Below are 20,773 nucleotides of genomic sequence, written 5' to 3' on the forward strand. Positions count from 1 at the left end.
CACCAGCCGTTTTTAGCTTATTTTCTAGAAAACAGCCCAAAAACGGATTTCTTACAGCGGCGTGCTCATGATCTCAGCCACCACAAAAGTGAGCACAGAGATGATAAAGCCAATCATGAAGAACATGTAAGAAAAGCGCAGCCTGCGGTACTTGCTTTCCAACACCAGGCCCAGGCTAAAGTTGTCTTTGATCAAACTGGTATACAAGTAGTCTGGGTCTTGCATCATGGTCTTGATGCCCTCCTCATAGTCCTCATAGCGCATGCTGTGGTAGTTGCCAAAGAATAGCAGATTCACCTTCTTGTCCAGAATGTCTTCACGGGAGAAAGTGGCTTTGCTGATTCTGGGCATGGTCACCAGAATAGCCGACACAATAGTCACCAGACAGGTAATCAAAAAGCAGATGGTAGGGATTAACAGGTTGGGCTCTGTGCCCAGCTTGCGCAACAACAAAGACACCACAATAGAGACAATGATGGAATTGATGGTGAGCAGAATGTGCGCCTTGTTGTCGGCCATGTCACTTAGGCGCATCTGGTTGGTGGCCGTAATGCGGAACATGGTTTCGGTGCCTCTTCTGGGGCGTTTCTCTTTTTTAGGGGAATCTAGTTCAGAAAACTTTTTGTCTGTTTTCTCTGCCATGGGTGTGCGTGGGAAGGTAGGGTATGTACGCCTGAGGTAATTTCACCAAGAAAATGGTGCGCCCAGCCGGTGGGGCGAAGCCTCAACGTATTCCTATACTTCATTTAGCGCGCGTAGTTGGGCTTATGGTTAAATTTTCTTTAAAAATCCTATATTCCACTGCTAACCCTGGTTTCTTACAAGCACAGACTATGCTAAGAAACGTGTTCTTGCAAGCGTTGCAAAGCCATAAAACACAAGGACACTGAGCAGGAAACCTGTATCTCGCCGGCCATTATTTTAGGCAGGACCTGGGCCAGCGGAATGGGCACTACTTCTACGCATTCGGTGATGTCCCATTCAGGAGCGCCGGTCAATTTTGCACCGTGGGCTATAAACAAATGTACCTGGCTGGTGTCTTTGGTGGGGTTGTCATACAGAATGCCAATTGGTGAGATGGCGTCTACGCTATAGCCGGTCTCTTCATAGAACTCCCGCGCGGCAGCCTCACTAGGGTCTTCCGTTTCTGCGTCAAACATGCCGCCGGGCAGCTCCAACAGGATCTTGCCGGCCGCGTGCTTGTACTGGCGCACAAAGATCACCTGGCCGTCTTCGGTTACCGGAAACACCAGGGCCCCCGCCGGACGCACGCTCACAAAGTAATCATCCAGAACAAGGCCGTTGGGTAGTTGCACCGTGTCCCGGCGCAGGTTGTACCAGCGGTGTTGGTAAGCGGTCTCAGAAGAAAGGATTTTCCAGGGTTGGGGCGTGGTCATTGGGGCGTATGTAAAACCGAAGTTATCCGTTTTTGGCCTGTTTTCACAGAAACAGGCCAAAAACGAACAGGCGTTACACGTACGCAAAAACCAGAAAACCGGCTGAGAGTAGAGGGGAAATCGTTTTCTCTTGAGGTGAAAAAAACTTGAAAAAATTTGGGGCTGGCGCCTAAATGAAAGCATTTTAACTGCCGCAGTGGAGAATAAGAAGATAATAAATCATGACTTTCTCAATCTTAAGTGTTCTACTATGGCTTAGAAATCTTAATAAGGCGAAGAATTGGCACGTTTTCTGGCAACTGCCTCTAAGGCCTTACTTTTGTAAAAGGCTAAGCAATGGGAGATGACAAGTTTTCCCTCCATTCCTTCGGCTACACTATATTGGGCTCTGTTAAGAGAATCACGTTTGATTTTCTGGACTTCCGCAAGAACAAGGCTGTCAATGACATCTCCTTCTGCATAGAGCCAGTCCGGTGGCCTGCAACTCACATCTCCCTCGCTTAACTTAAGTTGTTTGTTGTTGCCTAGCTCTACACACCTGCAAAAGCTGTTTGTTTTAAAACTGTCTATAAAGTCCGCCTTGCCCAATCCAGACTTTGATTGTCCACCGTTTTTGCAACTTAAAGCCGAGAGTAGAGAACAAAAGAGTAAGAACAAACAGAGGTTTTTCATTTCGTTTTAAGGTGTTGTTTAAGAGGGATACGTTTTAAATGAAATGCTTTTCAAGGGAAAATTCTACCTGGTTTTTAGAATTAGCTGGATACTAAAAATCCGTTTTCGGGCTGTTTTCTATAAAACGGCCCGAAAACGGATTTTAAAATAAAAGAGGCAGAAAGCAGACTTACAAAAGATCGTCGCGCTTGTCTTCGGTGACGGTGAGCAGGACAGACTCCAAGTTGCGTTCTGTCTTTTCTAGAATCTTGAACTCGTAGACGCCGTGCACCACGGTGTCGCCAATCTCGGGGATGCGGCCGTAAATCATGTTCAAGTAGCCGCCCACGGTTTCGTAGTCTTCGCCTTCTGGAAGCGGGTAAGGCAGGTCATCATTGGCGTCTTGGATGGAGACCGAGGTGTTGACCTTGTATTCAAAGTCGCCGGTCTTTTCAATGAGCGGAACCTCCTCATCGTACTCATCCTGGATTTCGCCTACCAGTTCTTCAATGATGTCCTCAATGGTCACAATGCCCGAGGTGCCGCCAAACTCATCTGACACCACGGCAATGTGCATGCGGTTGCGCTGGAAATCCTTGAGCAAGCGGCTGATTTTCTTGGTCTCTGGCACGTAGTAGGCGGGGCGCATGAGTTTCTCCAGACTCACCTGCTCGCCGGCGCGCAAAACCACCAACAGGTCCTTCACATAGAGAATGCCCACAATGTTGTCAATGGTGTCACGGTAGACGGGCATGCGGGTGTAGCCTTCGTTGAAGACCACGCTAAAGATTTCTTCTTCGGTAGATTCTAAGTCCAGAGCCACCAGTTTGGTGCGCGGCACCATGATTTGCTTGACCATGCGCTCATTGAACTCAAAAACGTTCTCCATGAGCTGTTGCTGGCTGTCGCCAATCTCACCGCTCTCAGCGGACTGTTCAAAGAGCAGGCGCAGTTCCTCGGCGGTGTGTACCTCAGAGCCGTGCATGGGCGTAATACCAACACGCTTTAAGATGAAGTTGGAGAAGCCGTTCAAGACCCAGATAAAAGGTAGCAATACGTAATAGACAATGCGCAACGGCACCGCCACGGCCAAGGTGGTAGATTCTGGACGCTGAATGGCCAGGGACTTAGGCGCCAACTCCCCAAACACAATGTGCAGGACCGTGATGACCGCAAAAGAAATAGGCAAGGCAATTTTGTGAGCCAAAACCGGATCTGGGTTAAAGCCCACGGCGCTCATGATGGCAATGACAATCTCAGAGACCACGCCTTCGCCAATCCAACCCAGGCCCAGCGAAGCCAGCGTAATGCCTAGTTGGGTAGCCGAAAGGTAGGCGTCCAGGTGCCCGATCATGTGGTGGGCAATTTTGGCCAGGTTGTTTCCGGCTTGGGCGCGTAGTTCTATCTGGGAGGCACGCACTTTCACTAGCGCAAATTCGGCGGCCACAAAGAAGCCGTTGAGCGCCACCAGAAACAAGGTCAAGAAGATATTTAGGATCATAGAGTATACCGGCTCTCCAGGTGTCAAGAGACCAGATTAGGTCAAATTTAACGGTTTATCAGCACTATCAAAGCGCAAATAACCGTTTGGTCTACGAGATTGGTCCCAGAAGGTAGCTCTTTTTGGTAAGTTTGAACAAAGGGCTTTCTGCTGAGTTGTACTTGTTTGTGGGGTATTTATAGTAATTTGCCTCTTTATTGAAGACCGTAAATTTTTAAAACGATATGGCAGTAAAACGCCTGTGCCTGTTCCTGTTTTCTTTGTTGCTTCTGGCGGCAACGGTGCAGGGACAAATTTTAAAACCGTCCAGCTGGAGCTATGACGTCTCCAGCACCGAAGTGAAGGTAGGCGAGGAGGTGGACCTCATCTTCAACGCGAAGATCATCCCGGACTGGTACCTCTACTCCTCAGACTTTGACCCGGACCTGGGACCGATGGTGACCACCTTCACGTTCCAGAAGCACCCGTCTTTTGCGCTGGTGGGCAAGGTGAAGCCCATGGGCCCAAAGAAAAAGTACGATGACACCTGGGGCGGCGAGTACACTTATTTTACCAAGACGGCGCAGTTTAGACAGCGCATTAAAGTCCTGCAACCCACTTTGGTGGTGAAAGGCAGTTATGAGTACCAGGTTTGCTCAGACGTGACCGGCCAGTGCATTCCCGGCGAAGCCGACTTTAACTTCACACAAATCACCGTTTTGCCGGGCACCGCACCTGCCAATACACCTACAACAACTCCTCAAACAACCACAGGCAACAACCAAACGCCTACTGCCACCAACACCGGCAAAGGAGCGCCTATCACCGGAATTGCCAATTCCACAACTCCTTCAACAAGTACAACCGCTGGCACGGCAGACACCGTCGTTCCTTTAGGTGCCGGACAAGCCACAACAGCTTTTGCCACAGACAGTGCGCAGGCGGGTACTTCTAATGCTTCGGCGGGTTCTACTTTCAAGACAACTGATGCCTCTGCCGGTGAGGAGCAGGAAACTACGCTGTTAGGTTTCTTTTTCTTGGCGTTCATGTTCGGCTTGTCGGCTTTGCTGACGCCCTGCGTATTCCCTATGATCCCGATGACGGTGAGCTTTTTCACCAACAGTAGTATCACGCGCAGTCAGGCTATCTTTAAGGCCCTGGTGTACGGCTTCTCCATCATCGCCATTTATACCTTGATTGGGGTGGTGTTTGCCCGCATTTTTGGCGCGTCAGAAATCAACTATTACCTGAGTACGCACTGGATCCCTAACGTGCTCTTCTTTATCGTGTTCCTGGTTTTTGGGATGTCCTTTCTGGGGATGTTTGAGATTACCCTGCCGCATTCCTTAGTCAATAAAATTGATGCTCAGGCTGACAAAGGCGGCTTGTATGGCGTCTTTTTCATGGCCTTTACACTGGCGGTGGTTTCCTTTTCCTGCACCGGCCCCATTGTGGGCACCGTCTTGATTGCCTCTGCCGGCGGTGAAATAATCAAACCCATTGTGGGGATGTTCGGCTTCTCGCTGGCCTTCGCCTTGCCGTTTACCTTGTTCGCCGTTTTCCCTAACCTGCTCAACAGCCTTCCTAAGTCTGGCGGCTGGCTGAACTCTGTGAAAGTGGTATTGGGTTTCCTGGAATTAGCTTTGGCGCTTAAGTTCTTGAGCATTGCAGACCAAGTGTACCATTGGGGCATTTTGGACCGCGAGGTGTATCTGGCACTTTGGATTGTGATCTTCGCGCTGATGGGGCTGTACCTGTTAGGCAAGCTCAAGTTCTCGCATGACTCAGACTTGCCGTATCTGGGCGTTCCGCGCCTAATGCTGGCCATCGTCACTTTTTCCTTTGTGGTGTATATGCTACCGGGCATGATTGGCGCTCCCTTAAAGGCCTTGTCTGGTTATCTTCCGCCGCAGGCCACGCATGATTTTGACTTGTCTGCCTTGCTTAGAAAAGACAACGGCGCGCAGAATGAGACCTGTGAGACGCCCAAATACGCCGATTTCCTGCATCTGCCTCATGGCTTAACCGGCTACTTTGACCTGGAGCAGGCCAAGCGTTGCGCCAAGGAACAAGGCAAACCCATCTTCATTGACTTCACCGGCCATGGTTGCGTGAACTGCCGCGAAATGGAAGCCAACGTCTGGTCTCACCCCGACGTTTTAAAACGCCTGCGCGAGAACTTTGTCATTGTGGCTCTGTATGTTGACGATAAAACGCCACTGCCCCAAAACGAATGGGTGACCAGCACCCACGATGGGAAGGTAAAAGACACCATGGGCAAGAAGAATGCTGACTACCAAATTACCAAGTTCAACGCCAACGCCCAGCCCTATTATATTCTCATGGATGAGAACGAGAACGTTCTGGTAAAGCCGGTGGCCTATGAAACAGACATCCAGAAATTCATCCAGTTCTTAGATGCCGGGGTGGCCGCTCACAAAGCCAAACAACAAGCGCAATAGATTTTTTATTAAGTGATTGATAGAGCCCCGGCAATACGCCGGGGCTTTTTCGTTTTTGGCCTATTTTCTGGAAAGCAGGTCAAAAATGGAGAATAGTATAAATAGGGGCAGATTCTCCCCTTGAGGGGAGCGCAGGGGGGTGTTTACATTTGCTAGGAGTACACTTTTATTTACTTCAATACACAACATATAGATTGTAGTCCTTTAAAAAATTAACTCTCCTGGAATAACACCCCTCTACGCTCCCCTCAAGGGGAGAATCTGCGTTGAAGGAGCATGTTTGGTATTAGAGGCCCGTTTTTGGCCTAATTCCTAGAAAACAGGCCAAAAACGCTATTTTTCATAATACGCATCTCTAAATTCCTGCTTCTGCCTCAGGTACTCTGGGTGGTCTTTGGCTTGGAACCAATATTCTTTGAAAATGGCGGCCGATTGGGCTTTCTCGTTGGTGAGGGCGTCTGCTTCTTGGGGTAGAATGTCATTGCCTTTGTGGGCGCTACCAGAGGAGTAGGGATAGGGCAGGTCTGCTGAATGGTCTTGGCCAGTGGCCTCGTACTTGCGGCCGCCTTTGTGATTGGCGTAGCGACGAGCGCGCGTAAAGCCCATTTGTAGGAACTTGCGGGCCATGTCGGCGCCTACAAAGTCATGTTGAGCCAGATACTTTTCAAATAATTCGTAAATTTTCTGGGCAGAGGTTTGGGCTACTTCGGGGTTCTTGAAACGCCAGTGCGGCAAAATCTCGCTTTTGTAGGGTTCCACCAGCAGAACGCCCTGTTCGCCCACGCCTACGCGGTAGAGTTCTGGATGCTCCCTGAAGTTGACTTTCTTAAAGTCTAGGTCGTAGTTAAAACCGTTTTTTGCCATACCTTGCCACTGTGAACGCAGACAGAAGCACCTAAATGGCGTTGGTCTGCGTATTCGTTTGTTTACACATACCTACTACTATGAAACGCGTTCATCTGTTTTCTAAGACCTTCTGCTCGCTGGCAATTCTGGCGGGAGTTCTACTGTTATCCAGCTGTGATACCACGCCCCGCGAGCGTAAGGAGATTGCCGCACGTGAGATTGACCAGCTAGACGATAAAGCCGCCGCTGCCGCTTCTAAAACCAAAGAAGAATTAAGAAAATCTAGAGAAGCCTTAGCCAAACAGCGCGAGGAGCGCAAACTGCGTGAAGCCCGCGGCACCACCACCGGCAAAAAAGCGCAGATGGAAAAAGAACTCTTGGGCGACTACCGCCTACTTTCCCAGACCACGCCAGAGAACCTGAAAGACGCATACATCTACTTCCTGCAGCAGGTGCGGGACCGCCGCGAAGTCTGGACCCTGGAAGACTGGGACTACGCCAATGCCATCTACAAGCAACTCAATGACCGCGAAAAGCAGCTGCATTATGATATCATCCTTCGGCACGCCACCAAAATCAAAGCCCTGCAGGCAGAATATTTGGCGTTGGAGAATAGCGCAGATTTAAAGGACTACCAGCGCATCAAGAAAGAGCAGCAGAAGCAGTAATTAATGTGCTAATTATTGAATGTGCTGATGTGCTATTTTCCTCTTTTGTCCTCCTGGAATGAGACCTCCCGAACTTGTTTCTAGTCTTTGGTGGTTAGAGGAAGAGGCTGTTGTTACAAGGAAGGCCCTGCTTCAAGTTTTCAACGTGGAGCTTTTATAGATGGCAAGTTTATAAACCTGCCTCACTAGTAACCACAAGTTGAAAACTTGCGGCAGGAGGCAATCTGTTTTTGCCCTAATTTCCAGAAAAGAGGCCGAAATCGAATTTTCGGCCTCTTTTTATTTGATGGATACAGAGTCTTTGGGCAGGTAGAACAGCTTCACTTTCTTTTCCTGGGCTATCAATGTAGCCGTCGGGAATTGAGGTAGAATGTCCTCTTCTCTAAGCGTCATCATGAGTTCTGGATGCTCCAGGACGCCGTTGTTGATGAGCAGGAAAACCGTGTCGGCTTGCTGGTCTTGAACAGTGTACTGCTCATACCGCTTGAAGGTATAGTTCTTGGGCACCTGGTAGCCATAGAAATACTCATAACCCCAGTGCATGGTGGAATCCATGAGCACCACATGCTTGCCTACAGGGTGGCGCAGGTGCTTGTCTATGATTCTCTTCTGCTCAAAGTAGTAAGAAACCGTGGGCTTGAGCATAAAGTACACCGGCCTAATGCTAGTTGCCAACGCCACGGCTCCCAGGCCTAGCCAAAATGGCACGGGCCGGTTATAGAGGAACAGCGCCAAAAAGAGAACCGCCAGCGGGGCGTACATCACCCATAAATCGCCACCGGCCAGCCAGGTGCTTATGCCAAACAGAACGGCCATGACTAGATAGGCATTTCTATGGTTCCACGCCTTTTCTAACGCTAGGCCTGCCGCCAGGCAGAAAGTAGGCAGCAAAGGATGAAACATGCGCGGGAGCAAGGGCATGGGCTTGTAAAAGTCTACCGTGGCCGTTCCAAACCAGATTGGAAAGAGCATGCACGCCATGGCCAACAACCAGAAACCGTGCGGCTCTCGCCAAGAGACGGGCCTGGCAAAACTTAGGAAGGAAAGCAAGGCAAACCCTACTGGAATAGCCAGGGCACAGCCAATGAAAAAGAGCAGCGGGCCATACGTAAGCCGCGGGAGCAACGTAGCCGCCCGGCTGCTGAGGTAGTCGTTACGGGTTTGGTCTGTGTTGGTGGCGGCAATGTCATCCAGGCGAAGGAGCGCATTACCCGTAAAAACCTTGTAGGCCACAAAATAGATGGTCAAAAGCACAAGCCCCGTCACCGCGGCGGTTACCCAGAAACGGATGTTTTGTTTTTGTCTAACCTGTAAGAAGAACAGCGCCAAGTAAAAAGGCACCGTGTAGACAATGGTCTCTTTGGTTAAAAAAGCCAACAGGTTCAAGCCCGCAAAGAGCACCCCCCAATAGATTTCCTGCTTAGGTGAAATGGCAAAGGGGGTTCTGAGCTTGTACAACACCAGCAGACAGGCCGTGGTAAAAAAGAGCAGGATGTTGTCTGGGTATAAGTAGTTGACCGTGTTGAGTTGGAAGTAATAGAGCCCCAGCAGGACCAAGGCCCAGCAGGTGGCTACCGGATGGTCTTTCTTAAAGCTGGCGTAGAGAAGGTACAATGTGCCCAAGGTGCAGAGCAAAGGCCAAAGGGTAGTAGTATAAACGTTATGGCCCCCAAGCCAATAAAAGAACGCCGTGGGCACAAACACCATGAACCGGTGCGAGAAGGAGTAATTGTCAAACTGGAACGTACCCTGCAACAGCTGCATGGCAAACATACTGTAGTCGTGGTCATCACCGAAGTAGAAGCCCTCATGCGCCAGAAAGAAATACGCCAGCGTGAAGCCAATGACCAGCACCAGCCAGAAGAGCGGTTTGGAGAAGAGTTGCCAGAGCGGTTGCAAAAACAGCGTCATACAGATTGGGAGCGGTTTGGGTAAAGTTATATAAATATAAACCGAGTTCTATAGCCTCATCCTTTGGCAAAAGTCTTTGAAAGCCCGACCTTTGCACTGGAGATACAAGGGAAGGGCCCTTCTACGTTAGAAGGGGAAGACGCAGCTGCATGACATGAGAACAACCTTACTTACTAAAGCTTTTTTATTGGTATTTCTGTGCTGTGCTACCACGGTGGCCCGTGCGCAGGACATGATTGAGACCCGCTTAGGGTATAATTACCTGGACAAGTTTGAGTTCTCTGATGAGTGGCAGTACCTTACCACAGATATGTATCTGCTCAATGCGGGGCAGTTCACTAAGGTCATCAATGAGCTGGAGCAAGGCACTACCAAAGCCCGCCGCCGCGACTACATCAACCTGGAGTCTCTCTTTATTTCGGCGCAGCTCAAGAACGCCAAGCTGTTTGGGCAGCAACCCATCGTGTACCCGCTGTTCAACTTCGCCATTGACAACTCCAAGAAAGAGTACACCACGCACATCTCTGACCATCTAGACGCCATCAGGATCATTGACAAACTGCCCTTGGCCGCAGATGAGCGCAACATTGACGCGGTGGTGGAGGCCAAGCTTTTTACCGCAGACAGCCGCGAACTGTTTTTCAACATCATTGCCAACCAACTCACCAACATTGGTAAACTAGCCACGCCGCAGGTGGCCATGCTGTCTTTGGTGGGCGAGTTTGGGAATTTGCTGCGCAACGCCGCCAAGCGCCAGGAATACAAGTTCAGCTCCACCATCAGGTTGTATGAGGGCCAGAATTTTGACACGCGTCTGCACTCGGTAAGGGTGTATGTGTTTGTGCCGTCCTTCGCCAAAGTGCCTGCGTTACGCACTGCCCGTCTAACCGAACTTCTGAGCAACAGCCCCCAAGGCTTTGAGAAGCAGAAGCTGGAGGCGGCCATGAACTTTAAGGACTATCCGGTGCTGGTGGTGGCCAACTACAAGTCGCTCTACAAGATGGACGCCTTGACGGGCAGCGAAATCTCGTCAGAGACCATTGAGCGCCGCCGCGTACGCATAGAGCAGGCCTACACCGCCGGCTTGGTGAATGATGACGCCTACAAGCAGGAGAAGTTCTTTGTGGAATATCTGCGCAACTTTGCAGACCTGAAGCAGAACCTCAACAGCTACCGTCTCAACTACAAGAACAACAGCCCCGAGGCCAACGCCAAGACGTTGTTTGCCGTCATACAAGACTACAAACGCCTGAAAACACTGGCCCGCCAGCGCGACAATGAGTTTGCCCGCAACAGCACCTATCAGCGCATCTTCAAAGGCGAGTACCAATCCATTTTAGCCTCTGCTGATGGCTATATGGAAACCGACCATAACCTCAAGAACGGTAAAGAGCTGGTGAACACCCTGCTGGAACTAGACCAGGAGCAGAGCAAACCCTTCACCGTGGCCCAGCGCGAATTTTACCTGAACAAGCTGTATTCTGTGGAGTTGCCTGGCCCTGAGTTTTTGGCCACCACCTTAGAAGGAGAAGCCTTCACGCGCCAAGTAAACAGGCTGGAGAGTGCGCAGTACAATGACCTTTTTGCCAAAGAGGTGAGCCGCTTGCGCGAGGCCACGCCTACAGAGGAGACCATAGCCCAGCGTAACGCCCTGCTAGAAAAATCCTCTACCACCAAATGCCGCACCTGCCGCGAAGACGTGAAACAGTCCGTACGCGTATTCAACCAACGTTTAGAGGAGAAGGAGCTGGAAAAAGAACGCGCCCGGCGCCTGGACTTAGGCCAGCAGATTGAACGCAACGTCATTGTCTGGCTTAAGCAAGACGCCTGCATGGAGAACGCCTTTAAAACCCAGTATCCTACAGACGTGTTGCCGGCGCACATTCAACGGCTTAGAGAAAAAAAGGAAGAGTTGAAGCGGGAGATTTACGAACTGGAGGGAATCCAAAAGACGCCGCCCGTTGACCCAAAGTCTGACCTCCTCAAAGAGCACAACCAACGCTTAGCAGGGAGATTGAAATTGCTGGAACAGGGCTACGCCGATATCTGCACTGCTGAGAAGAGCCTTTGTGGCTGTGAGTAGCAAGACCGTTTTTGGCTTGTTTTCTGGGAATCAGGCGAAAAACGAAGATTTCCTATGGAGCGGATTCTCCTCTTGATGATTACCCAACCGACGATTCTCCCCTTGAGGGAAGCGCAGAGGGCTGTTTACACCAGCTGGTCGAACTGCCAGCCGTTGTTGGTGTTCTCACCAACGACTCAAACTGCCATCCAATTCGCTCTGTCCCCCTTTGAAGGGGGTAGGGGGATGACAACTTTAGCTGGTAAATTCCATTTCAGCCTCTACCTCCCATTCCCATCTTTTCAACTTTTCACTTCACTTACTTCCTGCGTTTGTCACTTTTCTCCTTGATGAGAAAAGTAACCAAAAGAATCAAGAGCCCCCGAACTCGCTGACCGCTCAGACAGGGCGGGGGCTCAAAGTGGTGCACCGTGAGAAGTGATTCGTTTCATCGTGGGCTTACGCCATTGCCACATGACAGGCCACTGCTTCCTCCCTCGGGCAAAGAGACTTAAACTGACCAGTCTCTTTGCCCTCGGTCAAGGCCAGGCGGACTGCGGTGGGAGAAGTTGCAATGCGTTTTGCGCTGGCGCGGAGTTCATCGTAGAGACCAGGCACTGCCTTGTCTCTTGCGCATTGCTTTTCCTGCCTAACGCATCTGCCGCTACTCAAAAGACCTCGTAGCGTCCGGCAGGACTTGTGAGCGTCTGTGCCAAGAACCGTTTTTTGCCTAATTTCCAGAAAACAGGCAAAAAACGAAGAAGCCGCTCCTTGCACAGGAGCGGCTTCTTTCATTCTAAAATGGCTAGGCTAGCTTAGGCTAACTGGCCGTCTAGTTTCTGAGCCAACACGTTCTTAGGAACGGCGCCCACTTGCTTGTCTACTACCTGTCCGTTCTTGAAAACCAACAAAGTAGGGATGCTACGGATACCGAACTTGGCAGATGTCTGCGGGTTGGCGTCTACGTCAACTTTTCCAATGATTACGCGTCCTTCATAGTCGCCGGCCAGTTCCTCTACTACGGGTCCTACCATGCGGCAAGGTCCGCACCACTCTGCCCAGAAGTCTACCAGGACAGGTTTATCTGAATTGATGATCTCCTCAAAATTCGCGTCGGTGATCTCGATTGCTTTATTTCCCATGATTGTCTTTTTATAAATCGGTGTATGGTAAATGTCTCAGTTCAAATATAGAACCATTTCTTGTGTATCTATAAAAACGGCGTGATGTCTGCCAGTTTTACCAGTTTCCTGCAGGATACCGTTTTTGGCCTGTTTTCTGGAAATGAGGTCAAAAACGCCTTTCTATCTACTGATTCCTGTTCAAAAAGGTTGGATGATACGAATGGTAAGCGACTGACAGGATGGCATTGGATGTCTGCTTAGATATCTGTAGCGACTAGGTCTATGCCTAAAGATGAATGAATGCTTATAGCAATTGAAGGAAGATAGTGTTTCCTTTAAACGCAGACAGGCTGTAAAAAAAAACTTGGCTTTTCTAGTAGAAAGAGGTGGAAGCCAACTTTAAACCGGAAAAGCCAAGAACCCGAAGGTTTGATACAAAGGTAAGGAATTTGGCTGGATTGGCAAGTAGTCAGGAAGAGGCTTATCATTGAAAGTACTTAATCTGCTAGGATAATTTCTATTAATCCTTTGCCACCAGCATAGTCTCGCGCTGAACTGTAGATAAAATGTTCTGGTTCCTGCACCCATTCGGCGCGTACTGGGTTCTGGTGGATGTAATCAATTTTTTGTTGCAGAAATTCATTAGAGTGGATCTCTTTCGCTTCATTGCCGTCCTGCCAGAATTTGTAATGAATCACTTTGCTTTGCACGTTAGCCGGAAATTGAAACCTATAGAGCATCCATTCCTTTCGGCTTTCATTTTCCTGTTTGATGGCTTCTACAATACTTCGGCTGGTGAATTTCTTGAAGTCCCGTAGAATGTCAGACAAGTTAGCGCCTTCTTTAGCCGATGCAATCAGGTGCAGGTGGTTGCTCATCAACACCCAAGCATAAATCTCTAAACCTTTCTTTTCCTGACAGAACTTTAGTGATTCCAAAATGATGTGCCGATAAACAGGGCGTGTAAATACATCAATCCAATCAACCACCGTTAATGTTAGGAAGTATAGGTGACCCTCATGGATTTTGTTTTTAATGCCCATGCCAGAGGGTACGAAACCGCCACTTTAACTGTTGCTAGATAACAATTGGTGTTTAGTACCGCTGTCAGCAGTCAGCTGTTCGGGATTTGTCAATCCCGAACTACTCTGTTGGGGATCTCCAGATCCCCGTTGCGGGCCAATTGAGCAAACGCAGGCACGGGGATTGATAAATCCCCGACAGATAACTTCCGGATTTATAAATCCGGAAGAGCTAGAATAACAGCCTAAAAACGAAAAGCCCAGTTAATAAATCTCTCAACTGGGCCCTCCAATGTCACGCTATCCTATACGCGATAATCTAGATCAACTGACAAGTCGCTACCTCCAGATCCTTCACGTTCTGCAAGAAGACCTTCGGGTCAATGCGGTATTTGCGACTGAATAACTCTACGGCCAGTCTTTCACCTGGCTCCGTCAATACCAGCTCCAGTTTCTTCTGGCCGGGGCTGTTGACGGCGGCTTCTTCCAGGCGGTCAATGAGCATGGCGTTGATGTTGCGGATGTCAATGTCCATGCGCACGCCTTTGCTCATCTTCTCGGCTACGTCGCTCAATAGTTGCATGGAGAGCGGTTTCAGTTCCCACTGGTCTTCTGACTTGTAGCGCAGGGTGACTTTGGCCCGAATGAACAGGTACATACCCTCTTTCACATAAGGAGAGAACTTTACGAAGTCTTCGCCAAACAGGGCTAGGCCCATAGTGTTGTCGTAGTCCTCCAGGGAGAAGAGCAGGAAGGGATTTCCGTTCTTGCCGGTGCGCATGACCACGTTGCTGATGATGCCGGCCACGTTCACGTCTCGGCCTTTAAACTCTTCAATGCGGTCCAGGCTACAGGTGCAGTAAGAGTCAATCTCCAGCTTGAACTGGTCCAGCGGGTGGCCCGACAGGTAGAAACCGATTACCTCTTTCTCACGGCGGAGCATCTCGGTCAAAGACCAGGGCTGTACGTCTGGTACCTTTGGCAAGGGCATGTCTACGGCTCCGCCGCCCCCGAACAAGGATTGCTGAGCGGCGCTTTTCTCTGCCTGGTACTGGTTCCCGAAGCGGACGGCCTTCTCCAGCAGGTTAATGGTTTCGCCTGGAGGGGTTTCTATGTACTGGGCGCGGTGGTAGCGTTCAAATGAGTCAAACGCCCCGGCCTGGGCCAGGCTTTCAAAGGTCTTCTTGTTCACGGCGCGCAGGTTCACGCGCTTAGCAAAATCAAAGACATCGGTGTACGGGCCGGTTTTCTCGCGCTCCTCAATGATGGCTTCCACGGCGGCCTCGCCGGTGCCTTTCACGGCGCCCATCCCGAAACGGATTTGCCCCTGCTGGTTCACATTGAACTGGTGGATGGATTCGTTTACATCGGGCCCCAACACCTGAATCTGCTGTTTGCGCGCCTCCTCAATAAAGAACGTCACCTTCTTGATGTCGTTCATGTTGTGAGTGAGCACGGCGGCCATGTATTCTGCCGGATAATGTGCTTTTAAATACCCAGTTTGGTACGCGACCACGGAGTAGGCGGCGGAGTGCGAGCGGTTGAAGCCGTACTGCGCAAATTTCTCCATCACGTCAAATACCTCAGAGGCCTGCTTGGCAGGAATGTTATGAATCTCCTTCGCCCCGGCCACGAATTTCTCGCGCTCCTGGGCCATTTTCTTCATATCCTTCTTACCCATCGCCCGGCGAAGCAAATCGGCTCCACCCAATGAATAACCCGCCAACACCTGCGCCGTCTGCATAATCTGCTCCTGGTACACCATGATGCCGTAGGTGTTCTTCAGGAGCGGTTCCAGCAAAATGTGCGGGTATTCCACTTCCTCACGGCCCTGCTTCCGGTTAATGAAGTTCGGGATGAACTGCATCGGGCCCGGACGGTACAAGGCGTTCATGGCAATCAGGTCTTCAATGTTGGTCGGCTTGAGGTCCTTGAGGTACATGCGCATGCCCTCAGACTCAAACTGGAACGTCCCGATGGTGTCGCCCCGCTGGTAAAGGGCATAGGTTTTCTCATCGTCCAGCGGAATATTGTCAATGTCAATCTCTACGCCGTGGTTGCGTTTGATGAGCGCCATGGCGTCCTTCAGGATGGACAGGGTTTTCAGGCCCAAAAAGTCCATCTTCAGCATGCCCGCGCTTTCAATCACCTTGCCGTCAAACTGCGTCACTAAGAGGTCAGAGTCCTTGGACGTGGACACTGGAATGTAGTTGGTAATGTCATCTGGCGCGATAATCACCCCCGCCGCGTGAATACCGGTATTCCGCACCGAGCCTTCCAGCTTCTCAGCCAGTTTCAGAACTTTGGCGCGCAGGTCATTCCCGTCTCTGATGGAGGCAAGCTCCGGCGATTCTATAAACGCTTTGGCGAGCGTAGTACCCGGAACCTCAGGGACCATCTTGGCAAGTTCATTGGCCTCAGACAAAGGCAAGTCCATAGCACGGGCCACGTCTTTGATAGACGATTTGGCAGCCATGGTACCGAAGGTGATAATCTGGGCCACCTGCGTTTTGCCGTATTTGTCTACCACGTAGTCAATCACGCGCTGACGGTTCACGTCGTCAAAGTCAATATCAATATCGGGCATGGACACCCGTTCTGGGTTCAGGAAACGCTCAAACAACAGGGCGTACTTGATGGGGTCAATGTTGGTGATTCCCACGCAGTAGGCCACGGCAGAACCCGCCGCCGAACCCCGGCCCGGACCCACGGCCACGCCCATGCTTCGGCCTTTGTTGATGAAATCCTGCGTAATAAGGAAGTAGCCCGCAAACCCCATGGTCTCAATGATGCCCAGCTCATAGTTCAGGCGTTCCTCTACCTCGGCGGTAATCTCATGGTAACGTTTCTTGGCCCCTTCAAAGGTGAGGTGACGCAAAAACAAATCTGCCGTAGGGTGCTCCGGAGGCAACGGGAAGTTGGGCAACAGGATATCACGCTGAAGCTTGGGTGGCGTTATCTTGTCTACAATCTCATTGGTGTTGTCAACGGCAAACGGCACGTCCGCGAACAGTTGGTTCATCTCGGCCTGAGACTTAAAGAAGAACTGGTCATTCGGGAAACCGAAACGGTCCTGCGGACGCGGTTTCTGCTGTTCCTCCTCGATGCGGTACAGCATACGGCGCACGTTCTCGTCATGGCCGTAAGAGTTTCTGATGTTGGTCAGCGTGTCATAAATCACCTCGCCGCTACCCGACATCATCCTAAAATACTGGGTCTGGAAATCGCCCACTGGTACGCTTTCCTGCTCGCCGGTGTTCACGCACAGCAAAATGTCGTGCGCGTTCCAGTCGGTTTGTTCCACGTAGTGCGAGTCATTGGTGCAGATGACCTTGACGTTGTATTTGATGGCAAATTTGAGAAGCACCTGGTTTACGTCTTCCTGAGACAGGCCGGTGTTGTCAATGTTCATGAGACCGTGGCGCTGAATCTCAATGTAGTAATCATCACCGAACAGGTCCAGCCACCACTTGAGCAGTTTTTCCGCTTCTTCCTCGCCTTTCCACAAAATAGCCTGGGGCAGCTCGGCACCAATACAGCAGGAGGTGGCAATGAGGCCTTTGTGATATTTTACCAGCAGTTCCTTGTCAATGCGGGGCCATTTGCTGTAGAGGCCGTCAATGTAAGAATAGGAGCAGAGCTTGGCCAGGTTCTGGTAGCCTTCCTGGTCTTTGGCCAAGAGCAGCTGGTGGTGGCGCACGTCTTTTACCTCCTTGGTAAAGGTCTTCTGGTGCCGGTCATTCACCAGGTAGAACTCGCAGCCCACAATGGGTTTCACGTTGTACTTGTTGGCCTCGGCCACGAAGTTGAACGCCCCAAACATGTTGCCGTGGTCGGTCATGGCGACGGCTTTCATGCCATCGGCCTGGGCCTTTTTCATGAGCCCGCTAATGCTGGCGGCCCCGTCTAGCAACGAGTATTGGGTATGGGTATGGAGGTGGGAAAAATCTGGCACAGCTAAAAGAGTCTTGAGTTCTGAGTCTTGAGTCGCGAGTCTAGAAAGGACTCAAAGCGGACTACGAAGATACAAAGAAAACACCGGAAGCTTGGGTAAAAGTTGCTCTATGGGTGCATCGTTTTTGGCCTGTTTTCTGGAAAACAGGCCAAAAACGATGAGGCTAAAAATTAGTAGGAAATAAGCGGGAGAGAATAAGATTTGAGGAGGGAAATCGTTGGGGAAAGGGATGATTACCGGCGCGTGATGTACCTTTGTGTTTTACTCTTACATGTTATGGCTCTTTCGTTTTCCACCACCCTTGACCGCTTTAGGTCTATCGCTATTATAGAAGGTATCTCATTCTTGTTGTTATTAATCATCGCTATGCCCATGAAGTACATGATGGGTATTCCTGAGCCGGTGAAATACATGGGCTGGGCGCACGGCGTGTTGTTTGTGCTGTTTGTGGCCTTACTGCTTCAGGTTTGGATACAGTATAAATGGTCCTTCTGGAAAGTGACCTTGGCCTTCATCTCCTCGCTGATTCCGTTTGGGACGTTCTACCTGGACAAGAAGATTGCCCGCGACGAGGTGCAGTAATTCTTCTGCGCCTTTAATTTGAATGAAGCCGATTTTGGCCTGTTTTCTGGAAAACAGGCCAAAATCGGCTTCGCTGTTGTTATACAACTTGTGTACGGTTGTACGTGGGGATGAGGTATTCGTCCTTGTCGCCTAGCAGATGCACGCGCAAGCCTTTGGCGGTGAAAGGTTGGCCATTCTCAATGTCAAAGATGTTGGTCTCGGTCATGCCCATGCCGTCCACGATGGTAATGAGTCCGCTGCCCACCACCTCCACCTTGCCACCTTCGGTGACTAGGATGGCGGTGTCTTCTTCCAGCCCTATGCCGATGCACTCTGGGTTGGTGGCAATGGCCTGGGTCATGCGCACAATGCGGCCGCGGGTCAGGAAGTGCGTGTCAATGGCCACGTTCTTGATGAACTCCAGCCCAGTTGTCATGCGCACATCGCCTTTAATGTACCCACCATCCGACTCGCCCTCATAAATCATGGGGGTAGACATGGCCGCCGCCCCGGCGCTGGTGCCGGCAATGATGATATTTTCACGCATGTAGCGCTCCTTCAAGCGGTTCAAGATTTCAGTGCCGCCAAAGATGGCCGTGAGCCGAAGCTGGTCGCCGCCGGTGAACATGAAGCCGTCTCCTTTGTCAATCATTTCCAGAAACTCAGGCTTGTAGACATCGGCCCTGGTCCTTATGTCCATCACCAGCAGGTGGTGCACGCCCAGGTCTGTGAAGAGTTTGACGTAGTCCTGAGAAGAGGCATCTGGTTCATTAGAGGCGGTGGGAACGACCACTACGGTGGGGTTGTCTCCCCTGAGTTCCTGCACGAAGCGTTTAAGAATCTGCTCGCTTATAAAGTTGATGTTCTTGTCCTTGCCTTCGGCTTTGTCAGCGCCTTTGTTTTCCTTGCCTCCAATGGCCAGAATCTTTCCCTTGGGCAATGGGCCCCTGATAGGTTTAGGAGATGCTTTCGGTTTTTTAGACGATGTAGTCATGTTTGCATAATCTGGATGAATAGATACAAAACATTGGGATAAGCTATTTTTGAATTAGGTACACAGGCACCAAAGCAGGAAGCACGACTGCCTTTAACGCTGGGTTACTGGTTGGTGTCAATACGCGCGCCTTGGACTTGGGTTGAAAATCATCCATAAACTGTAGACCCAAGAGACTGGCTGGCGGGGTAAAGTATCCTGTTTTTCTCTATCCCTGGCAACGGCGGGCACGTACACCTTTCTGGCGAATCCCCGCTACTTAGATTATGGCAGACAGTATCTCTCCCGCCCAGCCGTCCAGACTGAGTGGAATGTTCAGGGCATTGCAGTACCGCAATTACCGCTTATTCTTTGCTGGACAAAGCATCTCCTTGATTGGCACCTGGATGCAGCAAGTAGCCATGAGCTGGCTGGTGTACCGCCTCACAGATTCTGTGTTTCTGCTGGGCATGGTCAGTTTTGCCAACCAGATTCCGTCGTTTGTGCTGGGGCCGTTTGCCGGCGTCATCTCTGACAGGTTCAACCGCCACCGGGTCTTGCTGGTCACGCAGTTTCTGTTGTTGCTCCAGGCCAGTGTTTTAGCTTATTTGGTGCTTACAGAGGCCATCACCATCACGCATATTCTGGTTCTGGGCGTTTTCTCTGGTGTTGTAAACGCTTTTGACATGAGTGCGCGGCAGTCCCTAGTCATTCAATTGGTAGACAAGCGCGAAGACGTGAGTAATGCCATTGCCCTCAACTCTTCCATGTTCAACATGGCGCGGTTGGTGGGGCCGTCGGTGGCCGGGGCGCTCATTGCCGCGGTGGGCGAGGGCGTCTGTTTTCTCATCAATGCGTTGAGTTATCTGGCGGTGTTAGGTTCCTTGTTTCTTTTGCGCTTGCCAACATTCATCAAATCAACGGAAAAGGAGAACGTATTCCAGTCCTTGGGCCAAGGGTTTAGTTACGCGTTTGGGTTTGCGCCCATCCGGACCATTCTGCTGTTGATTGCCTCTTTGAGTTTGTTCGGGATGCCGTTCAGTGTGTTGATGCCCGTGTTTGCCAGGGACGTATTGCACGGCGATGCCAGCACGTTGGGTATGCTCATGGGAGCCTCGGGCGTGGGGGCCTTGTGTGCCGCCCTGTACTTGGCCGCCCGAAAAACGGTAATAGGCTTGGGCAAAGTCATCGTAGGCGCGGCGGTGCTGTTTGGAGTGGGCTTGATCTCCTTTTCCTTCTCCCAGACGCTGGTCATCTCGCTGGTTTGCATCTTCTTCACAGGCCTGGGCATGATTTTGCAGATGGCCTCCAGCAACACGCTGTTGCAAACCATTGTGGATGATGACAAGCGCGGCCGGGTCATGAGTTTCTATTCCATGGCTTTTATGGGAATGGCACCCATTGGCAGTTTGCTAGCGGGCTGGGCCGCCGAAAAGTACGGCGTGCACTACACGCTCATGACCTGCGGCATCATTAGTCTCTTGACTATTCTGCCTTTCGCGCTCATGCTCCCTAAACTACGCCTCCTGGTACAGCCTATCTACCAACGCCTGGGTATCCTGCCAGAAATTGCCACCGGCCTCAGGTCTGCCACGCAATTAACCACACCGCCCCGGCAGGAGAAAGTGTAGCCCGTTTTTGGCATGTTTTCCAGAAAG

At 50.8% G+C, this 20,773-nt stretch carries 15 protein-coding genes; 5 read left to right on the top strand and 10 right to left on the bottom strand.

Translation table 11 applies throughout. From position 1 onward, the window contains the following. Window positions 1–51: 51 nt before the first annotated feature. From ABD880_RS17300 to ABD880_RS17315, 4 genes are all read right to left on the bottom strand, one after another. The gene (locus ABD880_RS17300) at window positions 52–642 is read right to left on the bottom strand and encodes a Pycsar system effector family protein (protein WP_345168958.1); all 591 of its coding nucleotides are present in this window, start codon (window positions 640–642) and stop codon (window positions 52–54) included. A 194-nt stretch (window positions 643–836) separates the two neighbouring features. After that, entirely contained in the window at window positions 837–1,397 is a 561-nt protein-coding gene (locus ABD880_RS17305; RefSeq protein ID WP_345168963.1) for an NUDIX hydrolase, read from the bottom strand. Window positions 1,398–1,661: 264 nt separating this feature from the next. Further along, on the bottom strand, window positions 1,662–2,069 hold the full coding sequence (locus tag ABD880_RS17310) for a hypothetical protein (RefSeq protein ID WP_345168966.1): 408 nt from the start codon (window positions 2,067–2,069) through the stop codon (window positions 1,662–1,664). 169 nt (window positions 2,070–2,238) lie between these two features. Further along, the gene (locus ABD880_RS17315) at window positions 2,239–3,549 is read right to left on the bottom strand and encodes a hemolysin family protein (protein ID WP_345168969.1); all 1,311 of its coding nucleotides are present in this window, start codon (window positions 3,547–3,549) and stop codon (window positions 2,239–2,241) included. A 224-nt stretch (window positions 3,550–3,773) separates the two neighbouring features. Here ABD880_RS17315 and ABD880_RS17320 point away from each other — a divergent pair, with 224 nt between their 5' ends. Next, complete coding sequence (locus ABD880_RS17320) at window positions 3,774–5,990, top strand: protein-disulfide reductase DsbD family protein (protein ID WP_345168973.1); 2,217 nt, start codon at window positions 3,774–3,776, stop codon at window positions 5,988–5,990. A 333-nt stretch (window positions 5,991–6,323) separates the two neighbouring features. On the opposite strand, the gene ABD880_RS17325 is transcribed toward ABD880_RS17320, so the two are convergent. After that, complete coding sequence (locus ABD880_RS17325; RefSeq protein ID WP_345168976.1) at window positions 6,324–6,854, bottom strand: DUF4385 domain-containing protein; 531 nt, start codon at window positions 6,852–6,854, stop codon at window positions 6,324–6,326. Between the two features lie 80 nt (window positions 6,855–6,934). On the opposite strand from ABD880_RS17325, the gene ABD880_RS17330 reads away from it, so the two are divergent. After that, window positions 6,935–7,504 (top strand): hypothetical protein, encoded by a 570-nt coding sequence (locus tag ABD880_RS17330; protein WP_345168978.1) that lies wholly within the window; start codon window positions 6,935–6,937, stop codon window positions 7,502–7,504. Window positions 7,505–7,783: 279 nt separating this feature from the next. Here the strand turns inward: ABD880_RS17330 and ABD880_RS17335 are convergent, their stop codons facing one another. Further along, the gene (locus tag ABD880_RS17335) at window positions 7,784–9,415 is read right to left on the bottom strand and encodes an ArnT family glycosyltransferase (protein WP_345168980.1); all 1,632 of its coding nucleotides are present in this window, start codon (window positions 9,413–9,415) and stop codon (window positions 7,784–7,786) included. A gap of 154 nt (window positions 9,416–9,569) precedes the next feature. Here ABD880_RS17335 and ABD880_RS17340 point away from each other — a divergent pair, with 154 nt between their 5' ends. Continuing rightward, window positions 9,570–11,498: a hypothetical protein gene (locus ABD880_RS17340; RefSeq protein ID WP_345168985.1), complete on the top strand. Its 1,929-nt coding sequence runs from the start codon at window positions 9,570–9,572 to the stop codon at window positions 11,496–11,498. Between the two features lie 794 nt (window positions 11,499–12,292). On the opposite strand, the gene trxA is transcribed toward ABD880_RS17340, so the two are convergent. The 3 genes from trxA to dnaE all read right to left on the bottom strand — a co-directional run bounded on the left by trxA (window position 12,293) and on the right by dnaE (window position 17,578). After that, on the bottom strand, window positions 12,293–12,619 hold the full coding sequence (gene trxA / locus ABD880_RS17345) for a thioredoxin (protein ID WP_066505504.1): 327 nt from the start codon (window positions 12,617–12,619) through the stop codon (window positions 12,293–12,295). 479 nt (window positions 12,620–13,098) lie between these two features. Then, window positions 13,099–13,644 carry an REP-associated tyrosine transposase gene (locus ABD880_RS17350; RefSeq protein ID WP_345168991.1) on the bottom strand — a complete coding sequence of 182 codons (546 nt, stop codon included), beginning with the start codon at window positions 13,642–13,644 and terminating at the stop codon, window positions 13,099–13,101. Window positions 13,645–13,942: 298 nt separating this feature from the next. Beyond that, window positions 13,943–17,578: a DNA polymerase III subunit alpha gene (dnaE, locus tag ABD880_RS17355; RefSeq protein WP_345168995.1), complete on the bottom strand. Its 3,636-nt coding sequence runs from the start codon at window positions 17,576–17,578 to the stop codon at window positions 13,943–13,945. A gap of 276 nt (window positions 17,579–17,854) precedes the next feature. On the opposite strand from dnaE, the gene ABD880_RS17360 reads away from it, so the two are divergent. Beyond that, window positions 17,855–18,160 (top strand): DUF3817 domain-containing protein, encoded by a 306-nt coding sequence (locus ABD880_RS17360; protein ID WP_345168997.1) that lies wholly within the window; start codon window positions 17,855–17,857, stop codon window positions 18,158–18,160. Between the two features lie 79 nt (window positions 18,161–18,239). Here ABD880_RS17360 and ABD880_RS17365 read toward each other — a convergent pair whose 3' ends face one another. After that, entirely contained in the window at window positions 18,240–19,136 is an 897-nt protein-coding gene (locus tag ABD880_RS17365) for a cyanophycinase (RefSeq protein WP_345169000.1), read from the bottom strand. Window positions 19,137–19,402: 266 nt separating this feature from the next. Here ABD880_RS17365 and ABD880_RS17370 point away from each other — a divergent pair, with 266 nt between their 5' ends. Beyond that, window positions 19,403–20,746: an MFS transporter gene (locus tag ABD880_RS17370; protein ID WP_345169002.1), complete on the top strand. Its 1,344-nt coding sequence runs from the start codon at window positions 19,403–19,405 to the stop codon at window positions 20,744–20,746. The last annotated feature ends 27 nt before the right edge of the window (window positions 20,747–20,773 follow it).

Origin of the sequence: Nibribacter koreensis (genome assembly GCF_039541795.1) — a bacterium.
Taxonomy (GTDB): domain Bacteria; phylum Bacteroidota; class Bacteroidia; order Cytophagales; family Hymenobacteraceae; genus Nibribacter; species Nibribacter koreensis.

What these genes read in the sequence shown, in the direction of transcription:
- ABD880_RS17335 (WP_345168980.1), bottom strand. Translation starts at nt 9,415, where the DNA reads ATGACGCTGTTTTTGCAACCGCTCTGGCAACTCTTCTCCAAACCGCTC.
- ABD880_RS17320 (WP_345168973.1), top strand. Translation starts at nt 3,774, where the DNA reads ATGGCAGTAAAACGCCTGTGCCTGTTCCTGTTTTCTTTGTTGCTTCTG.
- ABD880_RS17360 (WP_345168997.1), top strand. Translation starts at nt 17,855, where the DNA reads ATGGCTCTTTCGTTTTCCACCACCCTTGACCGCTTTAGGTCTATCGCT.
- ABD880_RS17315 (WP_345168969.1), bottom strand. Translation starts at nt 3,549, where the DNA reads ATGATCCTAAATATCTTCTTGACCTTGTTTCTGGTGGCGCTCAACGGC.
- ABD880_RS17350 (WP_345168991.1), bottom strand. Translation starts at nt 13,644, where the DNA reads ATGGGCATTAAAAACAAAATCCATGAGGGTCACCTATACTTCCTAACA.
- ABD880_RS17370 (WP_345169002.1), top strand. Translation starts at nt 19,403, where the DNA reads ATGGCAGACAGTATCTCTCCCGCCCAGCCGTCCAGACTGAGTGGAATG.
- ABD880_RS17330 (WP_345168978.1), top strand. Translation starts at nt 6,935, where the DNA reads ATGAAACGCGTTCATCTGTTTTCTAAGACCTTCTGCTCGCTGGCAATT.
- ABD880_RS17340 (WP_345168985.1), top strand. Translation starts at nt 9,570, where the DNA reads ATGAGAACAACCTTACTTACTAAAGCTTTTTTATTGGTATTTCTGTGC.
- ABD880_RS17305 (WP_345168963.1), bottom strand. Translation starts at nt 1,397, where the DNA reads ATGACCACGCCCCAACCCTGGAAAATCCTTTCTTCTGAGACCGCTTAC.
- ABD880_RS17325 (WP_345168976.1), bottom strand. Translation starts at nt 6,854, where the DNA reads ATGGCAAAAAACGGTTTTAACTACGACCTAGACTTTAAGAAAGTCAAC.
- trxA (WP_066505504.1), bottom strand. Translation starts at nt 12,619, where the DNA reads ATGGGAAATAAAGCAATCGAGATCACCGACGCGAATTTTGAGGAGATC.
- ABD880_RS17300 (WP_345168958.1), bottom strand. Translation starts at nt 642, where the DNA reads ATGGCAGAGAAAACAGACAAAAAGTTTTCTGAACTAGATTCCCCTAAA.
- ABD880_RS17310 (WP_345168966.1), bottom strand. Translation starts at nt 2,069, where the DNA reads ATGAAAAACCTCTGTTTGTTCTTACTCTTTTGTTCTCTACTCTCGGCT.
- ABD880_RS17365 (WP_345169000.1), bottom strand. Translation starts at nt 19,136, where the DNA reads ATGACTACATCGTCTAAAAAACCGAAAGCATCTCCTAAACCTATCAGG.